Here is a 13,799-nt window from a genome sequence, read left to right on the forward strand (position 1 = left end):
GCACCACCGAGACTGCCCATGCTTGACCTCCTGATCCAACACGTGAACCTGCCGGACGGCCGCCGCGACCAATCGGTGGCGGTACAGAACGGCCGCATCGTCGAAGTGGCCGCGGGCCTGCAGGCCCCCGCCCATGAGACGCTGGACGGCCAGGGCCGGTTGCTGAGCCCGCCTTTTGTCGACGCCCACTTCCACATGGACTCCACCCTCAGTTACGGCCTGCCGCGCATCAACCAGAGCGGCACGCTGCTGGAGGGCATCGCGCTCTGGGGTGAACTCAAGCCTCAACTGACCCATGACGCCATCGTGCAGCGGGCCCTGAGCTATTGCGACTGGGCTGTGGCCAAGGGCCTGCTGGCAATCCGCTCGCATGTGGATGTCTGCGATGACCGACTGCTGGCCGTGCAAGCCCTGCTGGAGGTGAAAAAGACCGTGGCGCCCTACCTCGACCTGCAATTGGTGGCCTTCCCGCAGGACGGCGTGCTGCGCTCGCCCAACGCCCTCCACAACCTGAAGCGTGCCTTGGACCTCGGGGTTGAGGTGGTGGGCGGTATTCCGCACTTCGAGCGCACCATGGCCCACGGTGCCGACAGTGTGAAGCTGCTGTGCGAGCTGGCGGCAGAACGCGGCCTGCTGGTCGACATGCATTGCGACGAATCCGACGACCCGCTGTCACGCCATGTGGAGACCCTGGCCTGTGAAACGCATCGACTGGGCCTGCACGGCCGGGTCACGGGCTCGCACCTGACCTCCATGCACAGCATGGACAACTACTACGTCAGCAAGCTGCTGGCCCTGATGGCCGAGGCCCAATTGGGCGTGGTGGCCAACCCGCTGATCAACATCACCCTGCAAGGGCGCCACGACAGCTACCCCAAACGCCGCGGCATGACCCGGGTGCCCGAACAGTTGGCGGCGGGCCTGACCGTGGCCTTTGGCCACGACTGCGTGATGGACCCCTGGTACAGCCTGGGCTCGGGCGACATGCTCGAGGTCGCCAGCATGGGCTTGCATGTGGCCCAGATGACCAGCCAGGCGGCCATGCGCCAGTGCTTCGAAGCCGTGACCACGGCGCCGGCCCACCTGCTGCACCTGGAGGACTACGGCCTCGCCGCAGGCTGCCATGCCGATTTTGTGCTGCTGGATGCCACCGACCCCGTCGAAGCCCTGCGGCTGCGCCCGCCCCGCCTGCGCGTCTATCGCCGTGGCCGCTGCATTGCGCAGGCCCAACCGGCGATCAGTCAGTTGCAACTGGCAGGTCGACCGGACAGCACGGCCTTCCGGAGCTGAACTGGGGCCTCAGCCGCCCCTTGCCTGCGTGGAAACTCAGCCCAGGGCCTGGGCGAAGTCGGCGATCAGGTCTTCGGCGTCTTCCAGGCCGACCGACAGCCGGATCATGCTGTCGGCAATGCCCATGCCGGCACGCACCTCGGCGCCGGCCTCCCAGAAAATGGTGTGTGCCACCGGGATGATCAGGGTGCGGGTGTCGGCCAGGCCAGTGGCCTTGATGGGCAGCTGCAGGCGGTTGCACAGGCCCAGGCAGTCGTCAGCGTTCTTGAGTTCGAAGGACAGCAGCCACGAACCGGCCTTGAAATGCTCACGCGCGCGCTCGTACTGCGGGTGCGACGGCAGGCCGGGGTAGAGCACACGAGCGACCGCAGGGTGCTGCTCCAGCCACTGCGCCAGGGCCAGGGCGGTGGCGCTGGTGCGGTCCATGCGCAGCGCCAGGGTCTCGGCACCGGTGGCCAGTTGGCTGGCCGCATGCGAAGACAGCGTGCCCCCCATGTCGCGCAAGCCCTTCTTGCGGATCTGCTGCAGGCCCCAGCCCTTGGCATCGCCCTTGCGGTAGGGCGGAAAGATGTTGGGGTAGGCGGCCCAATCGAACAAGCCGGTGTCGGTGACCGAACCACCAAGCGCGTTGCCGTGGCCGCCGATGCTCTTGGTCAGCGAGTGGATCACCAGGCCAGCCCCCACGCTGCGCGCCTTGAACAGGTAGGGCGAGGCCACCGTGTTGTCGACCACGTAGAGCAAGCCCTTGTCGCGGCACAGTTGGCCGATGCCGGCCAGATCGGCCACCTGGGTGCCTGGGTTGGCGATGGTCTCGACAAACACCATGCGGGTGTTGGGTTGAATGGCCGCGGCCACCTGGGCCGCGTCGGTGGCGTCCACCGTGCTGACCTGGATGCCCAGGTCGGCCAGGGTGCCGAAAATGCTGTTGGTGTTGCCGAACACAAAGCGGCTGGCCACCAGATGGTCACCCGCCTTGAGCAGCGTCAGGAAGACGGCGCAGATGGCCGCCATGCCGGTGGCAAAGCTGATGCTGCCCAGGCCTTGCTCCATCTGGGTGAGCTTGGCTTCCAGCGCAGCCGTGGTGGGCGTGCCCTGGCGGGCATAGTTGAAACCGCCCTTGGCGGTGCCCTGGAACACGGCGATCAGGTCTTCGACGCGGTCGAAACCATACTGCACCGAGTTGTGCACGGGCTTGTGCACGCCACCGTGCTCCACGTGGCCGCGGCGGTCGGCATGGACGATCTGGGTGGTGAAGCCGTTGGAGTGGGTATCGGTCATGGCAGGGGTCAAAAAACAGGGAAAACGGTGAAGCCCTCAGAACTCGGGGGCGATGTGTTCGGCGTAATCGTACAAGGCGCCCAGGATGGCTTCGCCGCGCTCATCCGCGGTCTCGGAGAGCGTATCGATCTCAGCAAACAATTGCTCCAGGGTGCGCGCCCCACCCTCACCTTCGAACAGGCGGGCGGTGCGCAACTGCTCCCAGCGCTGGGCTTCGGCGCCTGACAGCGTGGCCGGAAAATTGCGTGCCCGGTAGCGGAACAGCAGTTCACCCAGGCGTGGGTCATCAAAACCCGTGCGGCTGGTGGCCAGCTCTTCGGGCGACTGGGCGCGCAGCTGGTTCAAGCGGCGCCGGTCGGCCGGGCCGATGAAGCCGCCGTACAAATCCTGGTCCACGTCGGTGGGTTGGTCGTCCGCAGGCCGGTGGAACACGTTCTTCCACAGTTCGCTGAGGTCGGGCAGGGCCAAGGCCTTTTCCGCGTGGCGCATCGCTTGGGCCAGGTCGATGCCCCAACGCTGGGCCATCTCGGGACGCAATGTCTTGAGCTGCCCCACCACCATGGGCGACTTGTTCAAGTGCACCGATTTGACGGGCAGGCGATGCACCCCCTCGGGCAGTTCATCGCGTTTGCTGAACAGGCGCTGCCGGGCGGTGGCAGCGTCCAACATGGCCAGCTCACTGGGGTCGTGCGCCAGGTCCCAGGCCAGCAGCTCGTTCTTGTTGGTCGGGTGGGTGGCCAGGGGCCACATCACGGCCAGGCAACCCCGGTCGGCCGGGAACATGCCCGACACATGCAAAAAAGGCTTGGCGTTTTGCGGCGAGGTGGGCAAGCCCAGCTCAGCGGCCACACGGTCTTTCTTGTGCAGGCTGAAGCAGAAGTCGAACAGACGCGGCTGCTTGTCGCGGATCAGCCGGGCCAGCGCGATGGTGGCACGCACATCGGACAAGGCATCGTGGGCAGCCTCGTGCTGCAGGCCATTGGCGGCGCTCAGGTGCTCCAGTTTGAAGCTCTGGCTGCCGTCTTCCTTGGTGGGCCAGACGATGCCCTCGGGGCGCAGCGCATAGGCCATGCGCACCACATCGAGCAGGTCCCAGCGGCCACAGCCGTTCTGCCATTCGCGCGCATAGGGGTCGATCAGGTTGCGCCAGAACATGAAGCGCGTGATCTCATCGTCAAAACGGATGGTGTTATACCCCACGCCGACCGTACCCGGCTCTGAGAAGGCGGTCTCGATCTGCGCCGCGAACTGATGCTCAGGCAGGCCCTTTTCGAGGCACAGCTGTGGGGTGATGCCCGTAATCAGGCAAGACTGCGGGTCGGGCAGGTAGTCGGGCGCGGGCTGGCAATACAGCATCAGCGGCGCACCGATCTCATTGAGTTCGGCATCGGTGCGGATGGCCGCAAACTGGGCCGGGCGATCGCGCCGGGTGTTGGCGCCAAAGGTTTCGTAATCGTGCCAGAGGAAGGTATGCGACATGGGCGCCCATTATCCTTGCTGCGCAGGGCCGTCAGGCTCAAGGGGCCAGGTCGACACTGCTGCAAGACACGGTCTGCCGCTGGCCCAGCCAACCCAGCACACACTTGTCGCCCTCACGGCGGTACGAGAACGCCACCTTGAAGCGGTTGTCACGCACCAGATCGGCCTCGGTGGGCGTGGGGTTCAGGGTCAGCGAAATGCTGTCCTGGGTCGAGCTGACGTGGTAGGGCTGGTTGAAGACGTTGCCATAGATCACCGGTGGCCCATCGGTCGGGATGCCACGGATGCCGATCACCACCCGGCTCATGGTCCCGTACTGCCCATAGTCAAACCAGTTGTCATGGATATCGAGGAAAGCCCCGGCCTGGGTCGTGTTGGGGTAGGCGTGCATGTCGACCTGATGGTAGGCATCGCGCCCGCCGCCGGGCCGCACCAGGTTGTGGTGCACTTCATAGCGCTCGCCACTCTGCCCAGAGCCCGCGACGGCATGCCGGTTGAAATGAAACACATTGCAGGCGATGTCCGCCGAGGTGCGGCCGTTTTGCACCACCACACCGTAGCCCAGCCCGGATTTGATGTTGTGGTGGATGTGGTTGTGATGGATGCGGGCCTGGCGCGAGGCCTTGACCGACACCGCAGCCCAGGGCCAGCCGTAGATTTCTGAGTTGTCGACTTCGATGTCCAGGGCGTCCACCGCCAGTTGCAGGCCGATGGTGTTGTTGGCGGTGTTGGCCGCCTGGTAGGGCCCTTCGATGCGCAGGCCACTGATGCGGGAACCTGTGTCCAGGCTGAACACGGCCCACTCGTGCGGCTGCTCGTCTTCGTAGGCCACGCGCAGCAAGGCCCCCGGCTGCCCGTCCTGGCCGCGATCGCCAAACAAGGTCTGCCCTCGGTGCAGCACCACCGCATACTTGCGGTTGGGGATGTCGATGGTCACGCCGGCAGGCACATGGATGTAGGGCTCCAGACGATCCAGGTGCTGCTTGAGCGTGATGTAGTCGATGGCCGTGACATAGGACACACTGGCCTGGTCCACCCCGCCGGTGCTCAGACCACCGCCGCCCAGAACGCCACAGTGGCCCGCGTCGGGGTCGGGCTGACGCGGTGCCGGGGCCACCTCCCAGGCCAGCACGGCCAGCGCCTTTGCGCCAGCGGCGTCCAACACCAGCAATTGGGCACTGTAGCGGCCGGGCTGATCGAAGCGGGCGGTCACGGTGGCGCCCGAGACCCCCGAGACGGCCTGTGCGTCGGGCTGCAGGCTCATCCCTGCTGGCACCGGCCCCAGCCATTGCCAGCGCAAGGCCTCGCCGTCAGGGTCGAGGGCTTGCAGCTTCAGCTCGGTGGTCTGCCCAGCGACCCCGTATTGCACAGGGGGGATTGCCGGCTGCCAGGTCGGCGCATGGTTGTTGCCCCTGGAGCGCAAGCGCAGGTACAGCGTGTCTTGGCGGGTCTGGGCCTGCAAGCTCAGCAAATCAGGGCTGCCGGCGGGCACATCGCCAGCCGCATCCACACCGACCGCGGGCAATTCAAGGGGTTGGTCGGCCCAGGCCGGGGCCTGCCAAGGCGTCGCCGCCAACAACAGGCACAGCCCCCCCACAGCCAGAACCGCTGGGCCACCACGGCGCCAAGCCCACGCGGCCACCAGCACCACGCCCAACATCAAAACCCCTTGCAGAACAGGCTGCAGCGCCGGAACGGCCTGCACCGACCCGGAACCAGGGGCCGGCCCACTGTTGGCCTCGGACCGCAGCAGCCAGATGGCCCCGGTAGCACCGCCCGTCCCCGAGTCGAGCACATCGGCCCCGGCGCTGACCCTCACCCTCACCGCCGTGGCGTCACCCAGCAAAGCCCAGGGCACGGCCAGGTCCAGCACATCCTCCAGCCCGCCAGGGCCTGACAGGGTGCTGCTGGCCAGCACATCAATGGGCGGCGACGGCGTCACTTCGACAAAGGCGCCGGCCTGGCAGACGCTCCAACGCGCTGGCAGGGGCTCGCCCTGCGCATCCAGCGCCACCTGCAGACGGAACTCAAAACCTGAGGAACCGCCTCCTGCGCCAGCAGCAGCCTCCGTGCAGCCCCCCGTTGGCTGACCATCACTGTCCAGGTAGAGCTGGTAAGAGACCCCCGCGGCCCCCGCCCAAGCCAGCGCAGGCTGACAGCACAGCAAGCCCAGGGCCAAGCCGGCCCAGCCCACCGTGTGGCCCAACGACACAATGCGACGCAACGCCGCCAGGAGAGAAGAAAACCAATGCATGAACAGCCCAGCCGTCATCGCCCACAAGAGGCACCTTGGCACCGCATGAGCAAGGCACCCCGAACATCCAGGCCCTGGCCTGAAAGCCGGGCAGTCTAGGAGTCGGGGGGGCGTGGCACCGGCAGAGGTGTGTCAAAGCGTAGGCTGCCGCTACAGAGCCTGGCGCCAACGAGCACCGAGTCCCGGCAAGTGCTTGTCATTCAAGGAGTTCGTGAAGCGTCTCGATCTGACAGATTTCAGCCCTTACGCAGTGATACATCTCCTGGGATGACCGTCTCAACTGTTGGCCGATGGGGTCGATGGGGTCGATGGGGATCTTTCCAACGTGGCCGGGCACGAGGTACAGCTGATCAGCCGCGCCACGTCAAGGCTGTGCTCGCGATCCATGGGGGCGACAAGCATTCGCAAAAGACGGACCAGGGTGGCCAGCAAGGCCATGACGATGCACAAAATGTCGATCGGATTGCCGTCAGGCGCACTCATCGACGCACCACGAACACCAGGGCCACCACCATCAGCACCACAGCCCCGATCGCATCCGAGCCTGCGGGCAATTGCAGCCCGCCATAGGCCAGCAGCCCCACCGCACTGGAGCCGATCACGCCCACGCCGGCCAGCAGGCGAATCGTGTCGGCCCACTGGACGTAGCGCCGCCGTGGGCTGGCCGGGCCGGCTTCGGAACTCAAAGACATGGGGCGAGATGACATCGCGATTCCTTGGTGAAAGGGACTGTTAGCAGCAAAGTGGTTTGATGCTCACAGGCCGATTCGCCAAAATCAACGCCAACTGTTCATTCTGTACCCGCAGAAAACAAAAAAGCTGACCCGGATCGCTCCTGGGTCAGCCTTGTTGAGGTCAGCCTCTGGTGGCTGGCGCAGCTCAATCTGCAGCGGCGGCCTCTTCCGGCTCCGTGGGTTCGGCCTTGGGGGCGCGCTCCTTCTTGGGCAGGGGCTGGATGTCCAGCACCACATCCGGCTTTTCGGCGTTGTCGTCGAGGTCGACCGTCAGGCGGCCACCGTCGGTCAGGCGTCCGAACAGCAGTTCGTCGGCCAAGGCCCGGCGGATGGTGTCCTGAATCAGGCGCTGCATCGGACGCGCGCCCATCAGCGGATCGAAGCCCTTCTTGGCCAGGTACTTGCGCAGCTTGTCGGTGAAGGTGACTTCCACCTTCTTCTCGGCCAGTTGGGTCTCCAACTGCAGCAAGAACTTGTCGACCACGCGCAGGATGACCTGTTCGTCCAGGGCCTTGAAGCCCACGATGGCATCCAGGCGGTTGCGGAACTCAGGCGTGAACAGGCGCTTGATGTCGGCCATCTCGTCGCCCGCCTCACGCGGGTTGGTGAAGCCGATGGTCGCCTTGTTCATGGTTTCGGCGCCCGCGTTCGTGGTCATGATCAGGATCACGTTGCGGAAGTCGGCCTTGCGCCCGTTGTTGTCGGTCAAGGTGCCGTGGTCCATCACCTGCAACAGCACGTTGAAGATGTCCGGGTGCGCCTTTTCGATTTCGTCGAGCAGCAATACCGCGTGCGGCTTCTTGGTGATGGCTTCGGTCAGCAGACCGCCCTGGTCAAAGCCCACATAGCCCGGGGGCGCACCGATCAGGCGGCTCACGGCGTGGCGCTCCATGTACTCCGACATGTCGAAGCGGATCAGGTCAATGCCCATGATGTAGGCCAGCTGCTTGGCGGCCTCGGTCTTGCCGACACCGGTGGGGCCGCTGAACAGGAAGGCACCAATCGGCTTGTCGCCCTTGCCCAGGCCCGACCGAGCCATCTTGACCGACGAGGCCAACACTTCGAGGGCCTTGTCCTGACCGAACACCACACTCTTGAGGTCGCGCTCCAGGGTCTGCAGCTTGCCGCGGTCGTCGTTGGAGACATTGGCCGGCGGAATGCGCGCGATCTTGGCCACGATTTCTTCGACCTCGGTCTTGCCGATGGTCTTCTTGCGCTTGGACGGGGCCAGGATGCGTTGGGCAGCACCGGCTTCGTCAATCACGTCGATGGCCTTGTCGGGCAGATGGCGGTCATTGATGTACTTGGCACTCAGTTCAGCCGCAGCCTGCAGGGCGGCCGCCGCGTACTTGACGCTGTGGTGCTCTTCAAAGCGCGACTTCAGCCCCTTGAGGATCTCGATGGTCTGGTCCACAGTGGGCTCGACCACGTCAACCTTCTGGAAACGACGCGACAAGGCGGCGTCTTTTTCGAAGATGCCACGGTACTCGGTGAAGGTGGTGGCGCCAATGCACTTGAGCTGACCGCTGGAGAGTGCCGGCTTGAGCAGGTTGGAGGCATCCAGTGTGCCGCCCGAGGCAGCACCCGCACCGATCAAGGTGTGGATTTCGTCAATGAACAGGATGGCGTTGGGCTTTTCCTTGAGCGTCTTGAGCACCCCCTTGAGGCGTTGCTCGAAGTCGCCACGGTACTTGGTGCCGGCCAGCAAGGCGCCCATGTCCAGCGAGTAAACAATGGCCTCGGCCAGGATCTCGGGCACGTCACCCTGGGTGATGCGCCAGGCCAGGCCTTCGGCGATGGCGGTCTTGCCCACGCCGGCTTCACCCACCAGCAGAGGGTTGTTCTTGCGGCGACGGCACAGGATCTGGATCACCCGTTCGACCTCGTACTCGCGGCCGATCAGTGGGTCGATCTTGCCGTCCTTGGCCAATTGGTTGAGGTTCTGCGTGAACTGTTCGAGCGGAGACGCCTTCTCGTTGCGCTCACCGCCCTCTTCCTGCTCGGCTTGCGGCTGGTCATTGCCCTTGACGGGTTCCGGCGGCTCGCCCTTCTTGATGCCGTGGGCGATGAAGTTCACCACGTCCAGACGGGTCACGCCCTGCTGGTGCAGGTAGTAGACCGCGTGCGAATCCTTCTCACCGAAGATCGCGACCAGCACGTTGGCGCCGGTCACTTCCTTCTTGCCGTTGCCGGTGGACTGCACGTGCATGATGGCGCGCTGGATGACGCGCTGGAAACCCAGTGTGGGCTGGGTATCCACCTCATCGGTGCCGGCCACCTGAGGGGTGTTGTCCTTGATGAAGTTGGTCAAGGACTTGCGCAGATCGTCGATGTTGGCTGAGCAGGCCCGCAGTACCTCGGCGGCGCTGGGGTTGTCGAGCAAGGCGAGCAGCAGGTGCTCCACGGTGATGAACTCGTGGCGCTGCTGGCGGGCCTCAACAAAGGCCATGTGCAGACTGACTTCCAATTCCTGGGCAATCATGTGAATTCCTTTTGCCTTGCTTTAAGTGGTTGAACTTTAAATCGGATCGAAAGCCATTTATTCAACAGGCTCACTGACACATTGCAGCGGATGACCAGCCTTGTTGGCCGCATCCATGACCTGATCCACCTTGGTGGCGGCCACGTCCCGCGAATACACGCCGCAGACGCCTTTGCCATCGAGATGGATCTTCAGCATGATCTGGGTCGCGCTTTCACGGTCCTTGTTGAAAAACTCCTGGATCACGAGGACCACAAACTCCATCGGGGTGTAGTCGTCGTTCAACATGACCACCTGGTACATCTGTGGTGGCTTGACCTTTTGCGTCAAGCGCTCAAGCACCACGGAATCGCCGCCGCCATGCTCCGGCGGCGCCAGCTTGGGTGCAGCGGGTTTGGAAGGTGATTTCGTTGCCATGAATTTCATTCTAATGACGGTCTTGGGGGCCCGAGGGTTCAAAGGGCAATTGGCCCCCACGAGTGGACATTTCAAGGGCTGATTTTTCACAAAATGAAAAAATTTCGCCCTCAACCGCCACTCTGCGGGTTCGTCAGCCGGCTCAGTCGTAAATGATGCGGGCCTGCCCCTCATGGGCCTGCGCTGTCCAACCTGCCAAAGCGGCATCGCTGGGGAAAAAGCGGGCGCCCTCGCCGAGGTGCAACTCGGCCGAAACGGCCATGCCATCCTTTTCGCGCAGCACTTGCAGGCGAATGTCCATGCCGCGCTCCAGGGTGCCGGATTCGGACTCTTCCAGGCGCGGCGGGTGTTCGCGCAGCAGCCGGGCAATGTCGGGCGCCCGGCCGTTGACCACCACCTGCAAATGCTTGCCGAAACGGCAGCGTGCTGACGCCAGGTCCCAGATCTGCACCACCTGCAGGCGCAGCCCGCCCGAAAACCGATCGGGCTGGCACTTGGCGCTGACGATGATCATCTCGTCGTCCTTGAGCAGGTTCTTGTTGGCATTGATCAAGGCTTCATCGGCGGTGGCCTCGATCGTGCGGCTCTTGTCGTCCAGCTTGAAGATCGCCAGTTTGCCGCGCTGGCCATTGATGACGCGCAGGTCGCTCACGATGCCGGCCACCATCTGGGGATCCCGGCTGTCGGCCAGTTCATCGATCTGCCGCCTGACAAAGCGGCGCACCTCGGTGGCCACCTCATCGAACAGGTGGCCCGAGAGGTAAAAGCCCACCGCCGTCTTTTCGTAGGTGAGCCGTTCCTTGATGCCCCAGGGCAGCGTTTCGACCAGCCCAGGCTCCTGCGTGCTGGAGCCGTGCGCATCGTCGCCGAACATGTCGAACAGGCCGCCCTGGTTGGCGTTGGCCGCCGTGGCATTGGCAAATTCGAAGGCCCGGTCGATTGAAGCGACCAGCGCGGCCCGGTTCGGTTCGATGGCATCGAAAGCACCGGCCTTGATCAGGGCCTCGACCGTGCGCTTGTTGATGGCCTTGCGGTCCACACGGAGCGCAAAGTCGAACAGACTCTTGAAGGGGCCGCCCTCTTCACGCGCGGCCACCATCGCCTCGATGGCCGACTGCCCCGTGCCCTTGACGGCCCCCAGGCCGTAACGGATCACGGTGTTGGTGACGGGCTCGAAACGGTACCGGCCGCGGTTCACATCGGGCGGCTCGAAGCTCATGCCCATCTTCACGCCGTCTTCGTACAACACCTTGAGCTTGTCGGTGTCGTCCATTTCAACGGTCATGTTGGCGCAGAAGAACTCGGCGGTGAAATGCACCTTGAGCCAGGCCGTGTGGTAGGCCAACAGGGAGTACGCGGCCGCGTGCGACTTGTTGAAGCCGTAACCCGCAAACTTCTCCATCAAGTCGAAGACTTCGTCGGCCTTCTTTTCGTCCAGACCATTCTTGGCCGCACCGGCGCGGAAGATCAGGCGGTGCTCGGCCATCTCCTCGGCCTTTTTCTTGCCCATGGCCCGGCGCAGCAAGTCGGCGCCGCCCAGCGAGTAGCCGCCCAGCACCTGGGCGGTCTGCATCACCTGCTCCTGGTACACCATGATCCCGTAGGTCTCGGACAGCACCGCCTCCACCAGCGGATGCGGGTACTCGACCTCTTCGCGACCGTGCTTGCGGGCCACAAAGCTGGGGATCAGGTCCATCGGGCCCGGACGGTACAGGGCATTGAGTGCAATCAGGTCTTCCAGGCGCGAAGGCTTGGCGTCTTTCAGCATGCCCTGCATGCCGCGGCTTTCAAACTGGAACACCGCCTCGGTCTTGCCGTCCTGGAACAGGCGGTAGGTGGGCAGGTCATCGAGCGGGATGGTCTCGAAGTTGAAGTTCTCCTGGCCCTTGTGGCGCTTCATGATGAATTCGCGCGCAATTTCCAGGATGGTCAAGGTGGCCAGGCCCAAGAAGTCGAACTTCACCAGGCCAATGGCCTCCACGTCATCCTTGTCGTACTGGCTCACGGCCGACTCGCTGCCCGGCTGCTGGTAAAGCGCACAGAAATCGGTCAGCTTGCCGGGTGCGATCAACACCCCCCCGGCGTGCATGCCGATGTTGCGGGTCATGCCTTCGAGCTTCTGCGCCATCTCGATGACGGTCTTGACGTCTTCTTCTTTCTGGATGCGCTCGGCCAGCACCGGCTCCAGTTCGATGGCGTAATTGTTCTTGTCGCCCTCTTTCTTGGGGTTCGGCGGGTACTGCAGGGTGTAGGACATGCCCGGCTTGTTCGGCACCAGCTTCGAGATGCCATCGCAAAACGTGTAGCTCATGTCCATCACGCGCCCCACGTCGCGGATGGCCGCCTTGGCCGCCATGGTGCCAAAGGTGGCAATCTGGCTCACGGCGTCCTTGCCGTACTTGTCCTTCACGTAATCAATCACGCGGTCGCGGTTGCCCTGGCAGAAGTCGATGTCAAAGTCAGGCATCGACACCCGCTCAGGGTTCAGGAAACGCTCGAACAGCAGGTTGTATTGCAGCGGATCCAGGTCGGTGATCTTCAACGCATAGGCCACCAGCGAGCCGGCCCCCGAACCCCGGCCCGGGCCCACCGGGCAACCGTGGGTCTTGGCCCACTGGATGAAGTCGCCCACGATCAGGAAGTAACCCGGGAACCCCATCTTCAGGATGGTGTTGAGCTCGAACTCCAGCCGCTCCACGTAGCGTGGGCGTTGGGCATCTCGCTCCTCGGCCTTCGGGAACAGCAGTTTCAGACGCTCTTCCAACCCCTCGTGCGAGGCGAAGCGGAAGTACTCGGCAATCGGCATGCCGTTGGGCGTGGGGAAGTCGGGCAGTTGGGGCTTGCCCAACACCAGCGACAGGCTGCAACGGCGGGCGATCTCGACCGTGTTGCGCAGCGCCGAAGGCAGATCGGCAAACAAGGCCTGCATCTGCTCGGAGTTCTTGAAATACTGCTCACGCGTGAACTTGCGCACGCGCCGCGGGTTGGCCAGGATTTCACCCTCTGAAATACAGACCCGCGCCTCATGGGCTTCAAAGTCGTCCGGCCCGGTGAACTGCACCGGGTGGGTGGCCACCACCGGCAGCTTGAGGCGCGCCGCCAGTTTGACTGCGGCCACCACGTGGGCCTCGTCCTCGGCGCGGCCGGCGCGCTGCACCTCCATGTAGAAACGGTGCGGAAACACGCTGGCCATCTGCAAAGCCAGGTCGGCCGCCGCGCCTTCATCGCCGCGCAGCAGGGCCTGCCCCACCGCCCCCGAATGGGCCCCTGACAAGGCAATCAAGCCCTCATTGAGTTCGGCCAGCCAGTCCCGGGTGCACACCGCCTGGGCGTTGTGCACATTGCGCGTCCAGCCCCGGGCCAGCAACTCGCACAGGTTCAGGTAGCCCTGGCGGTTCTGCACCAGCAGCAGCATGCGCGACACCTGGGCAGGGGCCTGCGGCGTGCCTTCCAGCACGATTTCGGCCCCGATGATGGGCTTGACGCCCTTGCCGCGGGCCTCTTTGTACAGCTTGATCGCGCCGAACAGGTTGTTGAAATCCGTCAGGGCCAGGGCAGGCTGGGCATCCTTGGCCGCCAGCTTGACGACCTCATCGATGCGGGTGGTTCCGTCGACCACGGAAAACTCGGAATGCAGGCGCAGGTGAACAAACATCCGGCCATTGTAGGAAAGGCCGCCCCAGGGCACGGGCCTGGCAGCACAAATCCTTTGCACCAGACCGGCACTGACGGGTTCCAAGCCTCGCGAACGATCCACTGACCGCTCGATACCGACGAGCGGCACAAGCAACCACTCATCGTTCAATATTTACCAATCATCACCTAGATTCACCAGATCTGAACCATCTTCACTGGCAATGTTAAA

At 64.1% G+C, this 13,799-nt stretch carries 8 protein-coding genes; 1 reads left to right on the forward strand and 7 read right to left on the reverse strand.

Annotated elements, in window-relative coordinates:
* Positions 1–18 precede the first annotated feature (18 nt).
* A complete protein-coding gene (locus AC07PT_RS06530) occupies positions 19–1,290 on the forward strand; it encodes an amidohydrolase family protein (RefSeq protein ID WP_494656175.1) in 1,272 nt (423 codons plus the stop codon).
* A gap of 36 nt (positions 1,291–1,326) precedes the next feature.
* Here the strand turns inward: AC07PT_RS06530 and AC07PT_RS06535 are convergent, their stop codons facing one another.
* From AC07PT_RS06535 to dnaE, 7 genes are all read right to left on the reverse strand, one after another.
* Positions 1,327–2,568, reverse strand: coding sequence for a cystathionine gamma-synthase family protein (locus tag AC07PT_RS06535; protein WP_494656176.1), 1,242 nt, complete (start codon positions 2,566–2,568; stop codon positions 1,327–1,329).
* 36 nt (positions 2,569–2,604) lie between these two features.
* Positions 2,605–4,047 carry an exodeoxyribonuclease I gene (gene sbcB, locus AC07PT_RS06540; RefSeq protein ID WP_494656177.1) on the reverse strand — a complete coding sequence of 481 codons (1,443 nt, stop codon included), beginning with the start codon at positions 4,045–4,047 and terminating at the stop codon, positions 2,605–2,607.
* A gap of 37 nt (positions 4,048–4,084) precedes the next feature.
* Positions 4,085–6,301 carry a hypothetical protein gene (locus tag AC07PT_RS06545; protein ID WP_494656178.1) on the reverse strand — a complete coding sequence of 739 codons (2,217 nt, stop codon included), beginning with the start codon at positions 6,299–6,301 and terminating at the stop codon, positions 4,085–4,087.
* A gap of 479 nt (positions 6,302–6,780) precedes the next feature.
* On the reverse strand, positions 6,781–7,008 hold the full coding sequence (locus tag AC07PT_RS06550) for a hypothetical protein (RefSeq protein ID WP_492349073.1): 228 nt from the start codon (positions 7,006–7,008) through the stop codon (positions 6,781–6,783).
* Between the two features lie 172 nt (positions 7,009–7,180).
* The gene (gene clpA, locus AC07PT_RS06555; RefSeq protein WP_492349074.1) at positions 7,181–9,517 is read right to left on the reverse strand and encodes an ATP-dependent Clp protease ATP-binding subunit ClpA; all 2,337 of its coding nucleotides are present in this window, start codon (positions 9,515–9,517) and stop codon (positions 7,181–7,183) included.
* A 57-nt stretch (positions 9,518–9,574) separates the two neighbouring features.
* The gene (gene clpS / locus AC07PT_RS06560; protein ID WP_494656179.1) at positions 9,575–9,943 is read right to left on the reverse strand and encodes an ATP-dependent Clp protease adapter ClpS; all 369 of its coding nucleotides are present in this window, start codon (positions 9,941–9,943) and stop codon (positions 9,575–9,577) included.
* Between the two features lie 133 nt (positions 9,944–10,076).
* Entirely contained in the window at positions 10,077–13,589 is a 3,513-nt protein-coding gene (gene dnaE / locus AC07PT_RS06565) for a DNA polymerase III subunit alpha (RefSeq protein WP_492349075.1), read from the reverse strand.
* Positions 13,590–13,799: the final 210 nt, after the last annotated feature.

The sequence above is a fragment of the Curvibacter sp. GW821-FHT09D12 genome (assembly GCF_059416245.1).